16 protein-coding genes and 2 pseudogenes are annotated in these 17,310 nt (G+C 63.4%); 10 read left to right on the top strand and 8 right to left on the bottom strand.

Annotated elements, in window-relative coordinates; translation table 11 throughout:
* Positions 1-66: 66 nt before the first annotated feature.
* Positions 67-1,139: pseudogene (locus NL528_RS41940) on the bottom strand (alkene reductase).
* Between the two features lie 273 nt (positions 1,140-1,412).
* Here NL528_RS41940 and NL528_RS41935 point away from each other — a divergent pair.
* Positions 1,413-1,832, top strand: coding sequence for a hypothetical protein (locus NL528_RS41935; protein ID WP_309180196.1), 420 nt, complete (start codon positions 1,413-1,415; stop codon positions 1,830-1,832).
* A gap of 50 nt (positions 1,833-1,882) precedes the next feature.
* A complete protein-coding gene (locus NL528_RS41930; RefSeq protein ID WP_309180195.1) occupies positions 1,883-3,115 on the top strand; it encodes a rhodanese-like domain-containing protein in 1,233 nt (410 codons plus the stop codon).
* A gap of 140 nt (positions 3,116-3,255) precedes the next feature.
* Here NL528_RS41930 and NL528_RS41925 read toward each other — a convergent pair whose 3' ends face one another.
* Complete coding sequence (locus NL528_RS41925) at positions 3,256-3,474, bottom strand: hypothetical protein (protein WP_309180194.1); 219 nt, start codon at positions 3,472-3,474, stop codon at positions 3,256-3,258.
* Between the two features lie 78 nt (positions 3,475-3,552).
* On the opposite strand from NL528_RS41925, the gene NL528_RS41920 reads away from it, so the two are divergent.
* On the top strand, positions 3,553-3,783 hold the full coding sequence (locus NL528_RS41920; RefSeq protein ID WP_309180193.1) for a (2Fe-2S)-binding protein: 231 nt from the start codon (positions 3,553-3,555) through the stop codon (positions 3,781-3,783).
* A 17-nt stretch (positions 3,784-3,800) separates the two neighbouring features.
* Here the strand turns inward: NL528_RS41920 and NL528_RS41915 are convergent, their stop codons facing one another.
* Positions 3,801-4,979, bottom strand: coding sequence for a cupin domain-containing protein (locus NL528_RS41915; RefSeq protein ID WP_309180192.1), 1,179 nt, complete (start codon positions 4,977-4,979; stop codon positions 3,801-3,803).
* A gap of 191 nt (positions 4,980-5,170) precedes the next feature.
* Positions 5,171-5,590, bottom strand: coding sequence for a CBS domain-containing protein (locus NL528_RS41910; RefSeq protein ID WP_309180191.1), 420 nt, complete (start codon positions 5,588-5,590; stop codon positions 5,171-5,173).
* Between the two features lie 290 nt (positions 5,591-5,880).
* Here NL528_RS41910 and NL528_RS41905 point away from each other — a divergent pair, with 290 nt between their 5' ends.
* Complete coding sequence (locus tag NL528_RS41905) at positions 5,881-6,681, top strand: AMP nucleosidase (protein ID WP_309180190.1); 801 nt, start codon at positions 5,881-5,883, stop codon at positions 6,679-6,681.
* Positions 6,682-6,907: 226 nt separating this feature from the next.
* Here NL528_RS41905 and NL528_RS41900 read toward each other — a convergent pair whose 3' ends face one another.
* The 4 genes from NL528_RS41900 to NL528_RS41885 all read right to left on the bottom strand — a co-directional run bounded on the left by NL528_RS41900 (position 6,908) and on the right by NL528_RS41885 (position 9,456).
* Complete coding sequence (locus NL528_RS41900; protein ID WP_309180189.1) at positions 6,908-7,630, bottom strand: DNA-3-methyladenine glycosylase I; 723 nt, start codon at positions 7,628-7,630, stop codon at positions 6,908-6,910.
* A gap of 64 nt (positions 7,631-7,694) precedes the next feature.
* A complete protein-coding gene (locus NL528_RS41895; protein ID WP_309180188.1) occupies positions 7,695-8,132 on the bottom strand; it encodes a PIN domain-containing protein in 438 nt (145 codons plus the stop codon).
* A gap of 100 nt (positions 8,133-8,232) precedes the next feature.
* Complete coding sequence (locus tag NL528_RS41890) at positions 8,233-8,415, bottom strand: hypothetical protein (protein WP_309180187.1); 183 nt, start codon at positions 8,413-8,415, stop codon at positions 8,233-8,235.
* A 327-nt stretch (positions 8,416-8,742) separates the two neighbouring features.
* On the bottom strand, positions 8,743-9,456 hold the full coding sequence (locus NL528_RS41885) for an SDR family oxidoreductase (protein ID WP_309180186.1): 714 nt from the start codon (positions 9,454-9,456) through the stop codon (positions 8,743-8,745).
* A gap of 130 nt (positions 9,457-9,586) precedes the next feature.
* Between NL528_RS41885 and NL528_RS41880 the strand changes: the two genes are divergently transcribed.
* From NL528_RS41880 to NL528_RS41860, 6 genes and pseudogenes are all read left to right on the top strand, one after another.
* Positions 9,587-10,483, top strand: coding sequence for a LysR substrate-binding domain-containing protein (locus NL528_RS41880; protein ID WP_309180185.1), 897 nt, complete (start codon positions 9,587-9,589; stop codon positions 10,481-10,483).
* A gap of 973 nt (positions 10,484-11,456) precedes the next feature.
* Positions 11,457-11,534: pseudogene (locus tag NL528_RS47395) on the top strand (hypothetical protein); the annotation flags it as partial.
* 110 nt (positions 11,535-11,644) lie between these two features.
* Positions 11,645-12,448 carry an IS30 family transposase gene (locus NL528_RS41875; RefSeq protein ID WP_309180184.1) on the top strand — a complete coding sequence of 268 codons (804 nt, stop codon included), beginning with the start codon at positions 11,645-11,647 and terminating at the stop codon, positions 12,446-12,448.
* Between the two features lie 281 nt (positions 12,449-12,729).
* The gene (locus NL528_RS41870; RefSeq protein WP_309180183.1) at positions 12,730-14,724 is read left to right on the top strand and encodes a DEAD/DEAH box helicase; all 1,995 of its coding nucleotides are present in this window, start codon (positions 12,730-12,732) and stop codon (positions 14,722-14,724) included.
* Between the two features lie 246 nt (positions 14,725-14,970).
* Positions 14,971-15,891, top strand: coding sequence for a tripartite tricarboxylate transporter substrate binding protein (locus NL528_RS41865; protein ID WP_309180182.1), 921 nt, complete (start codon positions 14,971-14,973; stop codon positions 15,889-15,891).
* A 29-nt stretch (positions 15,892-15,920) separates the two neighbouring features.
* The gene (locus tag NL528_RS41860; protein ID WP_309180181.1) at positions 15,921-17,282 is read left to right on the top strand and encodes an adenylosuccinate lyase family protein; all 1,362 of its coding nucleotides are present in this window, start codon (positions 15,921-15,923) and stop codon (positions 17,280-17,282) included.
* Positions 17,283-17,310: the final 28 nt, after the last annotated feature.

Raw genomic sequence — 17,310 nt, 5'->3', positions numbered from 1 at the left:
TAGGCCCGGAAATGGCTGCCATGATTTGCCGCTGGACCGAAGCGATGACGGACGTAGCCGCGCGCCTTACGCGGCCGTGGCCGCCTCACGCGCGGGATAGTCGGTATAGCCCTGCGCGGCGCCGCCAAAGAAGCTGGCGCGATCCGCGTCGTTCATCGGCGCACCGGTCTTCACCCGTGCGACGAAATCCGGGTTGGCAAGGACCATCTGGCCGTAGGCTTCCAGATCGGCCAGCCCCGAAGCCACATCAGCGCCGATCTGGTTGCGCGGACGACCGGGCCGGTTCACGATCAGCGATTGCTTCCACAGCGCGCGTACGTCGCCCACCAGCTGCTCGTCGCCGGTGTGCAAGATGTGCAGGTAGGCCAGACCAAGCTTGTCGAGTTCGGCGACCAGATAGCGGTAGAGGGCCGGGCCTTCCGCGCCTTCGTCGATCCCCCACATGGTGATGCCGGGGGACAGGCGGATGGCCGTCCTGTCCGCGCCGATTTCATCGGCAATCGCCGTGGCAACTTCGATGGCGAAACGGGCGCGGTTCGCGATGGAGCCGCCATATTCATCGGTGCGCGTGTTGGCGCTCGGGGCGACGAACTGTTGGACGAGATAGCCGTTCGCGCCGTGAATCTCGACACCATCGGCGCCAGCCTCGATGGCGCAGCGCGCCGCATGGCGGAAGTCGGCGACGGTCCGGCGCACTTCCTCGGTCGTCAGCGCGCGCGGTGTCGGAATGTCCTGCATTCCTGTTGCCGTGAACATCTGACTCCCCGGCGCGATCGCGGCGGGCGCTACGGCTTGACGATGATGCGGCGTGTTGTCGGGGTGCGACATACGTCCCGCGTGCATGATCTGGATGAAGATACGGCCGCCCTTGTCATGCACGGCTGCGGTCACCTTCTTCCACCCGCGATGTGCGCGGGCATGTAGATGCCCGGCGTGGCGAAGTAGCCCTGTCCGTCATCCGAGGGTTGAGTGCCTTCGGTGACGATCAGTCCGACGCCGGCGCGTTGGGCATAATATTCGGCGGCCAGTCCTCCCGGCGTGCCGTCGAACTTCGCGCGGCTGCGGGTCATCGGGGCCATGACCAGGCGGTTTGGCAGCGTGTAGCGTCCGACACGGACGGGCGTGAATGATTGGTTCATCGTGTTCTCCTCGACAGGGCCTGGATTGCTCATGAGGAGAAACTAGGGAATGCAGCGTAGCCAGATAAGCCAGCTTATTCAGATGGGATCCATCGGCACATCGGATACAACGTCGGCGGATTCACCCTGCCATCCCGAGGAAATGGCGCTCTCGAACGTGATCGTCAGAGGCTGCGATGGGAGAGAGGTTTTCCTTAACGTGGACAAGTAACCACTCACGGCACGTCGTGCCCGAGCCGGCATAGGCGTACGAGCCCGAACCTCCGCGCGCGCGTGACCGCGCGATTTTCAGAGCTGGTTTGCGAACATGCTTCATCGTCTTCTCGTCTTGATCTGGTCGACCGGGATCACGGGGATGGGGATATCCAGCAACGGACGATATTTCCGATCGTCGCATGCGACGGCAATGGGATGCCGCTGGTCGCCGACGTGATGCAGCGCGCATTGCGAACGCCTTTTCAAGCGGGTATAGCCGGCGTGCCGGGCCGCGTTTTCCATGTCGGCCAGCCCGTCGCGGTCGGCAATCGCAGCGCCGTTCGTGTCTGTCTGGGCGCGCCTGGGATCGCCGGGGTCGGCGAGCGGATGCGCGCGGGGCAGGGGTTCGATGCGGCCTTCGCGCCGTTGGCGGCCGATGTCGCCGATCTCTTCGGCAAATGGTCGTATGTCGCGTCTTTGCCTTTTCAGCCGGGATAGCTATTGATGCCCGGCAAGGTAGCCACAATTTTGATCCCAACCCGCCATCCATGACCGCACCCTCCGTCACGCCCTCGCAAGTCCGCAGCGCGCTGCTGCTGCGCGATGAAATCGCGCTGCTCGATCTGCGGCACGAGGCCGATTTTGCCACCGGCCATCCCCTGTTTGCCGCCAACATGGCCGCCGGCAGGATTGCGCTCGAGGCCGAGACGAGGCTGCCCCGCAAGGACGTGCCGATCGTCGTCTACGATTCCGGCGAAGGCCTGGTTCCGCACGCCGTCGATCGCCTTCAGGCGTTGGGCTACACCGACATTCGCCAGCTCGACGGTGGACTGCGGGCCTGGCGGGACGCGGGCTACGAACTCTTTCAGGATGTGAATTCCTACGCCAAGGCGTTTGGCGAACTGGTCGAGTCCCGCCGCCACACGCCCTCGCTGCCGGCGGAAGACGTCGCCGCGTTGATTGCGAGCAAAGCCAATATCGCCGTGCTCGATGTCCGGCGCTTCGACGAATATGCCACCATGAACATTCCGGGCTCCGTCAGCGTGCCCGGGGCCGAACTGGTGCTGCGTGCGGGCCGCGCCGCACCCGATCCCGCGACGACGATCGTCGTCAATTGTGCCGGCCGCACCCGCTCGATCATCGGCACCCAGTCGCTGATCAACGCCGGCGTCCCGAACAAGGTGGTGGCGCTGCGCAACGGCACCATCGGCTGGACGCTGGCAAAACAGCAGCTCGAGCATCGGGCTGGCCGGCGCGGCGCGATCGGTCCGTTCGAGGGCGCGGAACAGAATGCCCGCGACGTCGCCTATCGCGCCGGCGTCCGGCATGTCGGCGTGGCGGAAGCGATGGCGCTGCAGGCGCAGACCCGCCGCACGCTCTATCGCTTCGACGTTCGCGACGCCGAAGAATATGCCGCCGGTCACATCGCAGGCTTTCGCCACTATCCGGGCGGGCAGCTGGTCCAGGAGATCGACATGGCTGCACCGGTGCGTGGGGCGCGCATCCTCCTGACCGACGACAGGGGCGTCCGCGCCGACATGACGGCGTCCTGGCTCGCGCAGATGGGCTGGGAGACCTACGTGCTCGATGGCGGTTACGATCGTCAGCTGGAAGTGGGGCCGCCTTTAGTCTTGCCAAAACCCGATCCGGCGCATCGCTACCGCCGTCCCTACGAGGGCACCGACGTCGATACCGGCGCGATGCAGGCCTATCTCGATTGGGAGTACGGCCTCGTCGAACAGCTGCGGCGCGACGCGACCCATGGATTCTTCGTGATCTGACCGCGCGCCGGCGGCGCGGCAGATCAGCGCCACGCCAAGAGTATCGCGACGAGAATGATGAGGCTCGCCGACAATAGCTTCCAGAACATCAGCGGATTGCGGTCGTAGAGCGCCTGCCGCTTCGCCACGGCGGGCTTTGCCTACATCGCGCCATTTTCAAGCTCGTGGGCGAATTCGATGACGTCGCCGAAACGTTGGGTGGGATCGACGTGGAGCGCCTTGCCGATCACCGCATCGAGCCAGGCCGGCAAATCCGGGCGATAGCGCGACAGCGAAGCCGGCTTGCCGAAGCGCGGCCGCGAAAACGGTTCGATCTCGCCACAGGGATAGGCGGCGGTGAACATGCGGTAGACCGTCACGCCCAGCGCAACAGGCTGGTCTCGCGTTCCTGGCTGACCAGTCTGTTCGCGGAAAGCACGCTCTCGCCGAAGGCGCGGATGTCGCTACTGACAGGGCGGCCGCTGGAAGCCGGCGAAGACATCGGGCCGATCGTCTGCTCGTGCTTCGGCGTCGGGCAGCGCCAGATCTCGGCCGAGATCCTCAAAGGTGCCAAAAATATCGAAGCCATCGGCCGGCGGCTGAAAGCCGCCACCAATTGCGGCACCTGCAAGCCGGAGATCGGCAAACTGCTCGCCAACGCGCCGGCCGCGAAACCCCAGCCGGCGTGAGTTCTGCGCTCGCCCACCTATTTGGCCGGTCCATTCCTGTCGGTGATAAAGACGTCATGATGCGGGAATTTTTCGAACAATTCCGGCGGCTGGCTGAAATTGCTGGCGAGCACGTCGGTGGGGTTTCCCGCGATCCATTGTGACAGGTCGATGCCCTCATAGATCCCGGTGTTGAACCCGATCAGGATGCGCGCGGGCTTGTCGCCGACATTCTCGATCGAGTGTCCGTAACCCTGCGGGATGTAGCCGACGTCGCCCTGGTCCAACTGTTCGGTGCGGAAGCGGCCATGGGAGCCGAACAAGGTGACGCTGACGGTGCCGTCGATGACGTATTGCCACTCGTCGGCGGTCGGATGCCAGTGCAGCGTGCGCAACGCGCCGGGATCAAGCTCGAGCACGACGCCGGTGATGGTCTTCGCGATCGGGAAGCGGCTGGAATCGACCCGCCACTCGCGGCCGCCCGGATAGACCGCGAGCGGCGGCTGCGCCAGCAGGCGATACTTGTGTGTCTCCGGCGGCAAAACCCATCCCTGCAGCGGCGCCGACTGCTCGGCGGGCGGCAGCTTGCCGCGGGCAAAATACACTTCTTCCTTGGGGAAGCTGTCGAACGCGGATTCGGGCACGCCGAAATTCTTCGCCAGCAGCGGTTTTGGTGCGTGCCCGATCCAGTCGGTGATGCTGAAGGTGCCGAACTCTGAAAAGTAGCCATTGTCGAAGATCAGGATGAAATGACAGGGCTTGTCGCCAAGACATTGCAGCATGTGGCCGTGACCGCGCGGAAAATACCAGATGTCGCCGGGCTCGAAGTCGTTGGTCTCGGCGCGGCCGTATGGATCGATCACCGTGGTGCGGACGCGCCCCTCGATGACGAACGCCCACTCGGCCGCGGTGGCGTGCCAGTGCAACTCGCGCATCGCGCCGGGCTCGAGCCGCATCGAAACCCCAGCGATTCCCTTGGAGATCGGCAGTTGCTCGACGGTTGCTTCCTTGCCGTAGCTGTTGCCGATGACCTTGCCCTCCGACTTCTCCAGCGCGAACTTGAAGGTCGGCAGATCCTTGCCGGACAAAACCGGATCCGGAACGTTGTTCATGAAGCTGGGATCGCCGGCGAGTGCCGGTTGCGCCCCGCTCAACGTTGCCAGCGAGGCGATCCCGGCTGCCGCGACCAGAAACTCCCGGCGTTGCGGATCCGACATGTTGCTCTCCCGATAGACGAAGCAATCCTCTCGCGCGCGGTCGGTCGGCCGCCGCTTAAACCAGGAAGCGTGATGAACTCACGTCGTCCAGCCGATCTGAGCCGTCATCCGATCCGCGAAGCTGACCGAACGACATTTCACGCCATGTCGTTGATTAGCACATTTCGGGCGGCAGGAGTGCCTGCCGTGCGTCAGTGATGGGCCGAAACGCTCTTGACGCACTCGGTCAGCAAATCGCCGGACGCGGAATGGCTGAGGTCACCGAGGCTGATCATGCCGACCATCCGCTTGCTCTTGTTGATCACCGGCAGCCTGCGGACCTTGAGCGTCTCCATATGGTGCACCGCCTTGGCGAGGTCGTCATCCTCGCGGCAGCAATGGATACCTTCGGTCATTACATCGCGCGCCATCGCGCGGCCGGCATCGAACTTGCTTTTTGCAAGCCCCTTGCAGACGATATCGCGGTCGGTCACCATTCCGACGAGTTGGTCATCCTCTCCAATCGGGATGCAGCCGATGTCGTGCTCCCGCATCAATTTCGCGATTTCGGTGATGGGCGTATTGGGGCTAACCCAGTCGACGCCCTTGTGCATCACTTCCTTGACTTTCATGGCGGATCTCCCTGGTTGGGTTTCGGACACACTTGTTGCAACGCAGCACGTCCCCCCGCTATTCTCGACTATACAACCAATCGGGTATGGCCGGACCAGCGCCCAGCGTCGCAGCGCATCATTCCTGCGCGATTGAACCCGACGATCGCCGTTGTCGTCGCGGCCATCCTCCGGAACATTTGATGAGTGGAATCCGGCAAATTCGCGCGTCTCGCATTGGACAGGGAACACGTGTGTCCACTAGCTTGACTGCCAGCGTCGTTGCGCGCGCCGGATGAGACCAAACGCAAATGAAAGAGAAAAAGGACATCGTGGAAAACTGGCTGCCGCGTTACACCGGCACGCCGCTTGCTGAATTCGGAGAATATGTTCTGCTGACCAACTTCGACAATTATGTCGAATGGTTCGCCGCGCAGCACGGCGTTTCGGTCAAGGGCATCGATCGGCCCATGCCCAATGCGACTGCCGAGGGGATCACCCTGATCAACTTCGGCATGGGAAGCCCGAATGCCGCGACCGTGATGGATCTGTTAAGCGCCATCGCGCCGAAGGCCGTGTTGTTTCTCGGCAAATGTGGCGGGTTGAAACGCAAAAATCATATTGGCGATTTGATCCTGCCGATTGCGGCCATTCGGGGTGAAGGTACTTCGAATGATTACCTGCCGCCGGAGGTCCCCGCGCTGCCCGCGTTCGAGCTGCAACGCGCGGTGTCGACGATGATCCGCGACCTCGGCCAGGATTATTGGACAGGAACCGTGTACACGACCAATCGTCGCGTCTGGGAACACGATGATCACTTCAAGGATATGCTGCGTCGTACGCGAAGCATGGCGATCGACATGGAGACGGCGACAATCTTTGCCGTTGGATTCGCCAACCACATTTCGACCGGCGCGCTGCTTCTGGTGTCCGATCAGCCAATGATCCCGGAGGGTGTGAAGACGGAAGCGTCGGATCGGACCGTGACCGAGAACTATGTCGAAATGCACATTAAAATCGGGATGGAGGCCTTGAAGGTCGTGCGGCGCCGTGGCCGCAGCGTCAAGCATTTGCGTTTCGAGGATGATTTCGATCGGGGGCGTGAGACGTAAGGAGGCGCCGCGTCTCGCCATGTTCATGCTTCAATCGGATTGCAGATACACCGGCCAGTGGTCCTGGATTTTTCCGCCCCGCAAGGTGATCAAGTCGCCGAATTGCAGCAACACGCCTTCGACGATGGCCGGCCGCAGGAATATCTGGTCGTCGGCGTGCAGGCCTACCGTGGGGGAGCCGGTGATGTTTTCCTGGTTGGCACTGTGGTTAGCGAACCCCTACCCCTCACTCCTCCCCACCAACAAATCGCGCCAGCGTCTCGTTGCTGTAATTCTCCCCGATCGACATCGCGCAAATCCGTGACATCTGCGTGTAGGGCAGCCCCGTCTCCTCGGCCCAGGCGTTGAACTGCGCCTGCACCTTGGCGAGGTCGCGCTTTGAGGTGACCGTCTCGGCGACGTCGAGGCCGGCATCGCGCAGGCACGCCACCACGTCTCTCGATGTCACAAAGCCGTCCCAGCCGAGGAAGCGCAACAGCATCTGGCCGGTATTGCCGCCGAGCCGGCTGCCGCGCTTGGCGAGCAGCGACAGCAATCCGATCTCGTCGGAAGCCGGCCACTTCGCCAACATCTTGCCGAAGCTGCCATGTTCTTTCGCCACGTCGCGGACGAAAGAGGCGTTGGCGCGCACCGACATGATCTTGGCGCCGTTGCGGACAATGCTCGCGTCCTTCATCAAGCCGTCCCAGAATTCATCGGGCTGCAGCGTAAGCCGGCCCGGATCGAATCCGAGAAACGCTTTTTCAAAACCTTGCCATTTCGCCTCGATGACGCTCCAGGCGAAGCCGGCGCAAAATACCCGCCGGGTCATCTCCGCAAGGGCGCGGTCGTCGCGCAATCTGGCAAGCGCCTTCAGGTCCGGCTTGGGCGGCAGCAGCTTGTTCAGCGCCTTCGGGCCGCCCTTGCGCTTCTCGGCGCGGGCTCGGATGGTCTTGAACGGGGTGGTCATGGACAAAATCCTGCGAAAGCCGGGGCTGGACCCGAAGCGACGCCGTGCGCGGAGCGTTGCCTCTTCAAGCGAGCCAATTTTCCACGTTCAAGCCACGGATACGTTTGAACTCGCCAGAATTGGCGGTCACGATCGTGGCGCCGGTTGCATAGGCGTGGGCGGCGATCAGAAGGTCGTTGCCGCGGATCGGCTTTCCGGCCGCTTCCAGTTCCGATCGGATTCCGCCGTATTTGGCGTCGGCTGGCACCTCGAACGGCAGCACCTCGATCTCGCCAAGCAGGTCCTCGACGGCCTTGAGCAGCCGCGGCGAGCCGTCCTCTTCCAGCGGCTTCATCGTCTTGAGCAGCGCGACCAGCCCGCGCTTGCGCACCTGCTCGATCACCAGACGATCGCCGTCACGGTGCATGATGGCTTCATCGCCCGGCAATTCGAACTCCACGGCAATCCGGACCGCCTGGTTGCGGCCATTGCGGAATAGTTTGACGTGTCTCTGCTCGGGCATGCGGTGCCCTCCATGGCATATGCCATAGACATCTGCCAAAATGCGCGCGGTCGCAAGAGGTCGCTCGGCGAAAGCGCCCGTTCGCAACCCGTTATCCGGATCAATCCATCTTCGCGCCGGACTCCCGGATGATCTTGGTCCACTTCGCCGTTTCATCGGCGAGGAATTTTCCAAACGCCTCGCCTGAAAGCGTTCCGGGCTCGGCGCCGAGTTCGGTAAAATGCTTCTGCACGTCAGGCATTTTCAGGATGGCGTCGACGTCGCCTACGAGTTTTGCCAGCACCGGGGCGCGCGTATTGGCGGGCGCGACCAGTCCGAACCAGGCCGAGGCCTCAGTTTCTGCGCCAGGATACGGGCGACAATGTCTCTGCCAGCCACTTCCGACCTGCCCCTAACAGCGGACCTCGTCAGACCAGCCCGGCATGTCTCAAACGTGCCAATTCCGGACTCATGCACCGCAGCAAGCGAGTTCGATCACCCTCGCCTCCATGAGTACGTATCCCGAGGGAAGCGTTGATCGCCGTAGCCGGCGACGGATTATGTTCGGCGTCGGCGGCGACCAGGGACATTGCAGCCGTCGCCCGATCCTTAGAACGGATCCCCCAGACGCTTAGACCAGCACGGCGCCGCCATCGACGACGATCACCTGGCCGGTGCTGTAGCCTTCGCGCATCAGGTAGATGTAGGCTTGGGCGAGATCGTCGGCTTCGCCGACACGACCGACTGGAAGTTTCCGCCCGATGTCGCTGTACATCGCCTGGCGATCGGACTCGGGCATGTCGCTCCACAACTCAGTCTTGACTACGCCGGGACAGACCGCGTTGACCCGGATGGGCGCGAGTTCTACTGCCAGAGCGCGCGTGAGCGCCTCCATGGCTCCGCAGATGCTCGCGGCCATCGTCCAGCCCTTCCGCGGGCGCAGTCCGGCAACGCCATTCGTCAAGGTGATCGACCCGCCCGACCGGATGTGAGGGCTCCCATATTTCACGGTCATGAGCGCGCCCCAGAAGCGCAGGTTGACGAAGCCGCGCGCCTGCTCGAGCTCCATCTTTTCCAAAGTCTGCAAATGCAGCGTCTCGCCGGCGCAAAAGACCAGGTGATCGAACGCACCAATGCGGTCGAAGAACGCCCGCACCTGCCCCTCGTCCGAAAGATCGACGACTTCTCCGTCGGCGTTGCCCCGCAGCGCGGACAGGGCGCTGTCGACTCGTTGCCGGCGGCTCGATGCTACCACGATGGAGGCGCCCTCGCGCTGGGCCGCCTTGGCCGTAGCGAGACCGATACCCGAGGTCCCGCCAAGAACTACCACACGCTTTCCATTCATAGTCGTCTCCTGCTCTGGCGAACGCCGGCGGGATCGGCCGGGCGTGACGCGACAACAAGATGACGCTGGACATTCGGTGACAAAAGCGCATCTTTGTCATAGAAAACATGACTGATTGTCAGGCTCCGCGATGGTGTTTGATAGCCGGCTGTTGAGCGGGATCCAGGTTTTGGTCGCCGCCGTCGAAGCCGGCAGCTTCGCGCGCGCGGCGGCGACGCTTGGGATCACCCAATCCGGCGTGAGCCGCGCGGTTGCGCGGCTCGAGCACCGCGTCGGCATCCGGCTGTTCGATCGCACCGCGCGTGCCGTCGCGCTCACCGAGGAGGGACGCAGCTTCTATCAACGAGTAAAGCCGCTGCTGACCGGTATCGAGGATGCCGCCACCGACGCCGCGGGCTCGGCCGCGGTGGTGCGCGGCCGACTCCGGATCAATGTCGATCCCTTCTTCGCGCGTCTCGTGCTCGCACCGCGCCTTGGAAAATTCCTGGCCGCCTACCCTGCGCTGTCGGTTGAGATCGTGGGACGCGACCGTCTCGGCGACCTCGTGACCGACGGCTTTGACGCCGCTGTGCGTTTCGGCGAGCCGGAGCCCTCGGCGCTCGTCGCCCTTGAGACAAGGGTCCTTACCTGCGCCGCGCCCTCCTACCTGGCCAAGCACGGCCACCCGGCGCATCCCCGCGACCTCGGCGCGGGACGGCACGAATGCATTCACTACCTGGACCCCGTCACCGGCCGGCCGTTTCACTGGGAATTTCACCGCGGCCGGCAGAAACTGCGGGTCGCGGTTTCTGGCCGCCTGACAGTGAACAACGTCGGCACGATGTTGGGCGCCTGCGCGGCCGGTCACGGAGTGGCGCAGATCCTCGCGCTCGGGACGGAGGATCTCCTCAGCCGCGGCAAGCTCATTGAGCTGTTCCCCGATTGGTCGGACGAGCGGTTTCCGCTCTACGCGTTCCATCTCTCACGACACGTGCCGCCCGCAAAGGTGCGTGCGTTCCTGGATTTCGTAATCGGCTCGGTTCGCTGACCGCCCAATTCCCTCGTACCAAGCCAGGCCATGTCCGCAAAGGGTCGCCCTTTTAATATATTTGCAATTTCGCATTACTGTCTAAATTACGTGCCATCCGGTACACAAAGGCGACGTGCGATGTGGCGCATGTCGGGGATCGAGGCGCTGATCTTCATCGCGGTGGTCGCCATCGCGGTCGCGCTGCTGCTGCTGACGTGAACGATTGCGCAAACCTGTACGCCTCCCGGAATTCGCTGCCGCTTCGCCGTGACGGTCATACCAAGGTTTATTGCGGCGATCAGAAGAGGTTATGCGACCGCACGTACGTGTAATGGAAGAACCTACCCAAATCGCGGATTGTGTCACGCAGCAGAGTCGCTGCTCAGGCCTGCACTCTGTTCGGACGAGCATCGCACGCGGCAGGTGTATCATGCGCAATCACGATTTAGTCTCCGATGGGTTCCTCACGCTGATAGCGGCTAGCCTCCTGCTGCTGGGTTCGAGCTTGCTGGCTTTCGCGATCGTGTGAGTTGCCCGACGGGCAAATCACTATTTTCTGTCAAGCCCTTGTTGAGAAAATATTCCTCTTTCTATCCAACCCAAATCAGGTCTAGAAATCCCGCCGTCTCATCCCACTAGAGGGGCGTATCGCGATCGTCACGGACGTTGGGATGGGATGCGGTGGACGCGGCAGCGTCGGGCGCGTGGACGTGATTGCAGGGCGAGCTTTGGCTCGTGAGCGATCGAGAGCGCGCAGACGAACGATGTTGCGGCGTACGGTCGGGTACATGCCGCGAGAAGGCGAAGCTGCGTGCGACCACTCTCCGCTGTCATCGTCCGCCAACGGGTCGGCCGAATGGCCGCCCGATGACAGGCTCCGGCGGACGATCCAGTATTCCAGAGACGCCAATGATTGAGCCGAGAAGCCGCGGCGTCTGGATACCCCTTGGGTTCACGACACAAGTGCAACACCTGCTAGGGTGTTGTGGCGATGGGTTATGGCCAGCTCAGCCTTGAGGAGCGCGTTGAGATCTACCGCCTGCATGCAGGCGGTAGATCTCAAAACGAAATTGCATCTGCGCTCGACCGGGCGCCGTCGACGATCAGTCGGGAACTGCGGCGCAATTCCCGGCCTACCAAGGTTTGGACGGGGGGTACGAGCCTGTCCGGGCGCAGCGATTGGCCGAGCGCCGGCGCCGGTGGGATGGCCGCTTCAAGCTGGCGCGCCAGCCGGACCTGCGGGATTGCGTGGGCAATAGCCTTGCGATGGGACATTCCCCAGAGCAGATCGCTGGCCGACTGGCGCGCCAACATGGTCGTGTCATCATCAGCCATGAGTCAATCTATCGTTTCATCTATCATCGTGCGGCTCAGAAGGATTGCTGGCATCGCCTGCTGCCGCGCCGCAAACGAAGACGAGGGCACCGTCCAGGACGCAGCCCCGTCAGCCTCATCAAACAACGGCGTTCGATCACCGAACGCCCCGCCGAGGTCGAAGGCCGCGGGACGCCGGGTCATTGGGAAGCCGACTTCATGCTGTTCGCCCGATGCGGCCAGGGGTTGTTGGTTCTCCACGAACGACAAACCCGCTTCAGCATCGTTCAGCACCCGGTCGATCGAAAAGCTGTCCTCACCGCCCGGACCATCGCCCGCCAACTCGGCAAGCTTCCACAGGCGATACGCAAAACCATCAGCTTCGACAACGGAAACGAGTTCGCCGAGCATCACAGGCTTCACCAAACCCTCGGCGTCCAAACCTTCTTCTGCGATCCCCATAGTCCTTGGCAAAAAGGCGGCGTGGAAAACTCCATCGGACGCTTACGACGCTCGCTGCCCCGCAAAACTGACCTCAACTTCATCACGGCAGCCGCCCTCAAGCGGCACGTTCAGCGTCTCAACGAAACCCCACGCAAATGCCTGGACTTCAAGACACCCGCCGAGGCATTCTCCATACTCAAATCAATCGTTGCACTTCAAACGTGACTCCATCCCCCGCATGCGCGGGTTATCACGGCCACGTGTTGATTGTAGATATTGTAACAATATCAATGGTATGGGGAGCAGCCTCATTCTGCATGGCGGCCCATTAATGCCATCGCCAACATTGCATGGCGCTTTGGCCGGGAATGGCCTAAAGGGTGCCATCTCATTCAAATACGTCGGGGCCATGCGGCCGCGTATCTTCAGGCGGCAGCTTCGAACCGTTCGGGTTCGGGCCTGCTCAATGTTCCGGCGTTAAACGCCAACCTAAGGTCAGCCATCTCGTGACATTCTTATCCACCAATCCGCCGCTCGTCCGAGCTTTGGCGGAACGCAACTATGACCGGCCGACTCCGGTGCAGACCGCGGTACTCGCGGACGATGCCGCCGGCCGCGACCTGCTGGTCTCGGCGCAAACGGGCTCCGGCAAAACCGTCGCCTATGGCCTGGCCATCGCCAGGAATCTTCTTGGTGATGCCGAGCGGTTCGAGCGGGCGGCCGCACCGCTTGCCCTGATCGTCGCACCAACCCGCGAGCTTGCCTTGCAGGTCCACCGCGAACTCGCATGGCTCTATCATTATGCGGATGCGCGCGTGGTTTCCTGCGTCGGCGGCATGGATCCGCGCCGCGAACAGCGCGAACTGGCCGCGGGCGCCCACATCGTGGTCGGCACGCCGGGGCGGCTGTGCGATCATTTGCGGCGCGGCCGTCTCGACATCTCGGAATTGAAAGCGGTCGTGCTCGACGAGGCCGACGAGATGCTCGATCTCGGTTTTCGCGAGGACATGGAATTCATCCTCAAGACCACGCCGGATACCCGCCGCACGCTGTTGTTTTCGGCGACCTTGCCGCGCGGCATCGTCGCATTGGCAAAACAGTTTCAACGCCAGGCCTTTCGGGTCGAGGTCGCCGGCGACGAAGGCGGCCATGCCGATATCGAGTATCGCGGCATCCGCATCGCATCCGGCGATGTCGAGCACGCGGTCGTCAATGTGTTGCGATTCTACGAGTCGCCGAGCGCGCTGGTGTTTTGCAACACCCGGGAAGCCGTCCGGCATCTGCAGGCCACGTTGCTGGAGCGCGGCTTCTCAGTGGTCGCGCTGTCAGGCGAATTGACGCAGAACGAACGAACCCAGGCGCTGCAGGCGTTGCGGGATGGGCGCGCGCGCGTCTGCGTCGCCACCGATGTGGCGGCGCGCGGCATCGATCTGCCGAACCTCGATCTCGTGATCCATGCCGATATCCCGAATGATGCCGAGGTCATGCAACACCGTTCCGGCCGCACCGGCCGTGCCGGCCGCAAGGGCGTCAGCGTCGTGCTGGTGCCGCCGGCGCGAAAGCGACGCGCGGAATTGCTGCTGAATCTCGCCGGCATCGATGCGATCTGGGGCACCGCGCCGCAGCCGGATGAAATTCGCAAGCTCGACCACGAGCGCATGCTGAAGGACGCGCTGTTTTCGGAGGAGACGACCGCGGAAGATCTGATGCTGGCGCAAGCCTTGCTCGCCGACCGGTCGCCCGAGGATATTGCTGCGGCGCTGGCGCGGCTGTATCGCGCGCGGCTGCCGTCGCCCGAGGACATTCTCGATCCCGGCCAGGGCGGTAGCCGATCCCGCGAGGATCGCGGCCGGGAAAGGGACGCACGTCCCCCACGCGGCGAGGATCGCAGCGCCGGGCCGCGACCGAAGAAGGGGAAATCGTCGCCGCGTCACGGCGGCTTGGGCGAAGGCAGCGTCTGGTTCCGCGCCTCTATCGGAGCAAAGAAGAACGCGGAAGCGCGCTGGCTGTTGCCGATGATCTGCCGCCGCGGCGGCATCGACAAGAATGATATCGGCGCCATCCGCATCATGGACACGACGACCGAGTTCGAGATCTCCGGACGCGCCGCGGAGTCCTTTGCCGTCAAAATCCGGCGCCCCGACAAGGAAGACAACATCCGCATCGAGGCGCTGCCCGAGGGCCCGCAGGGCGAGGCGGCTGCAGAGAAGCGGCCGCACGCGCCGAGGCGTGAAGAGGCAGCGTTCGACCGCAACGCCGGCCCGGGCGATCGATCCCGCGAGGAGAGGGCGCCAAAACCATACGCCAAGCCTCACGGCGGCAAGCCCGCCCATGAAAAGGCGCCGGGATTTGACAAGGAAAGGCGTTACGATACCAAGAGGCCGTTCCGCGAGAAGCCCGCCTACGCCGGAAAGCCGAAGCATGACGGCGAACGCCCTGCGAAACCTGAATTCGGAAAGAAGCCTTCATTCGGAAAAAAGAAGAAAAAATTTCGCGGCTAGGTGGTCCGATGATCCGTGCTTGGCGCAGATGAGCAGTAGAACGTGATGGGTTCAGGTGTGATCGGCGCGAGCTTTCAGCTCACCTCGCCCCGCTTGCGGGGAGAGGTCGGATTGCGAAGCAATCCGGGTGAGGGGGACTCTCCACGCACCGAGCTCGTTGAGAGTCCCCCTCACCCCAACCCTCTCCCCGCAAGCGGGGCGAGGGAGAAGCTCAACCGCCGCTCTGTCCTTGCCCTGATCGGCGGTGTGCTACTGCCAGCTCAAGCGCGCGCCGCCGCCTACCCGTCCCGGCCGATCAAGATCATCGTGCCGTTCGGACCGGGCGGCTCCGGCGACATCACCGCGCGTCTGATCGGCAAGCAGATCGAGGACAGGACCAAACAACCTGTCATCATCGACAACCGTCCGGGCGCCAACGGCATCATCGGCACCATGGCGGTGAAGACCGCGGAGCCCGACGGCTATACGGTGCTTCTGATCACAACCAGCACGCCCGCGGCCAATGTCAGCCTGGTTCGCAACCTCTCCTACGATCCGGCCACGGATTTTACGGTCGTCGGCGTGTTCCGTTCCAGCGGCACCTACATGCTGGTGCGGCCGCAGGCGCCTTGGCGCGATCTCGCCGAATTCATCGCCGCCGCCAAGGCCACGCCGGGCAAGCTGACATTCGGTTATTTCAACGCGTCGTCGCGCACGCCGCCGGAATATCTCAGCCGTCTGGCCGGCATCGAACTACTGGGCGTGCCTTATCGCGCCATCGGTAATGCGGTGTCTGACCTGATCGGCGGCGAAATCCACTGCCTGTTCGTCGACACCACGGCGTCGAACCAATATCTGCAGAACCGCCAACTGCGTCCGCTGGCGATCACGCGATTGACGCGCGCGCCATCGACCCCCGATGTGCCCGCCGTCGCCGAAACCTTTCCGGGATTCCAGCTAACCGGCTTTCTCGGCATGGCCGTTCCCTCGGCCACGCCGCGCGACATCGTCGGGCAGTTGAACGGCCTCATCAATCAAGCGCTCGCTTCGCCCGAGGTGCGCCGGCGGATGGACGAATTCGGCCTGTCCTATGACATCACCGACCTTGCCGCCTGCGAGGAGGAGGTGCGGGCCGAACGCGCCCGCTGGACCGAGTACACCCGAGTGGCCGGCATCCAGCCGGAATAATTCACGCGAGCCTGTCGCAGGAAACGACCATGCCCGCCTTCCCGACCTCGACCACCGTCCTCGACTCCATCCTGTTTCGCGACGCGTTCGGGACGCCCGCGATGCGCGAGGTGTTTTCGGATTTCAGCCTGATCTCGCGCTACGCCGAGGTCGAGATCGCGCTGGCCAGGGCCGAGGCGCGCTGCGGCGTGATTCCGGCAGAGGCTGCGGAAGCGATTGCCAGCCGGACCGACGTCTCGGCGCTCGATTTCGACCTGTTGCGGCGCGAGACTGATATCGTCGGCTATCCGATCCTGCCGCTGGTGCACCAGATGGTGAAGCAATGCGGCGAGGCCGGCCGCTACGTGCATTGGGGCGCGACCACGCAGGACATCATGGACACCGCCGTGGTCCTGCCGGTGCGCGCCGGGCTGGAGATCATCGCGCAGGATATCGCGGATGTACGCGGCATTCTCGCCGGTCTGTCGAAACGCTATCGCGATACGCCGATGGCGGGGCGCACCCATCTGCAGCAGGCGCTGCCGGTGACGTTCGGCTACAAGACCGCGATTTATCTTGCGATGTTCGACCGTCACGCCGAGCGCCTCGAGCAATTGAAGCCGCGCGTGCTGGTCGGCCAGTTCGCCGGCGCTGCCGGCACGCTGGCCTCGCTCGGCGACAGGGGCTTTGATGTGCAGAAGGCGCTGTGCGAGGAACTCGGCCTCGGCGTTCCCGTTTCCACCTGGCACGTGGCGCGCGACGGGCTTGCGGAAGTGATCAATTTCTTCGGCCTCGTCACCGGCTCGCTCGGCAAGATCGCGCTCGACGTCATGTTGATGGCCTCGACCGAATTCGGCGAACTTTATGAGCCCTTCGTGAAAGGCCGCGGCGCCTCCTCGACCATGCCGCAGAAGCGCAATCCGATCTCGTCCGAACTGATGCTGGCGGCGGCCAAGGGCGTACGCCAGCACGCCGGCCTGATGCTGGATGCGACGGTGCAGGATTTCGAACGCGCCACCGGGCCGTGGCATGCCGAGTGGATGGCGATCCCGGAAAGTTTTGTGCTGACCGCGGGCGCGCTGCACCAGGCCAAATTCGCGCTCGGTGGCCTGATCGTCGACGAAAAGAAAATGGCGGAAAATCTCGACATCAGCCGCGGCCTGATCGTCGCCGAAGCCGTGATGATGGGGCTGGCGCCCGATATCGGGCGGCAGGAGGCGCATGACGTCGTCTACGATGCGTGCCGGGTCGCTAATGAAAAAGGCACGACGCTCGCCGACGCGCTGTCGGCGGACCCGCGGGTTTCCGGCCGCATCGACCGCGCGGCGATCGATCGCCTGACCTCGCCGAAGAACTATCTCGGCCTGGCGCCGGAGATGGTGGATCGGGTGCTGGAATCAGGGAACCGTTGAAGGAACCCAGCCGTTCGCCTATCTCTGT

This window comes from Bradyrhizobium sp. Ash2021, assembly GCF_031202265.1.
GTDB lineage: Bacteria > Pseudomonadota > Alphaproteobacteria > Rhizobiales > Xanthobacteraceae > Bradyrhizobium.
This window is presented reverse-complemented; position numbering and strand designations above follow the sequence as displayed.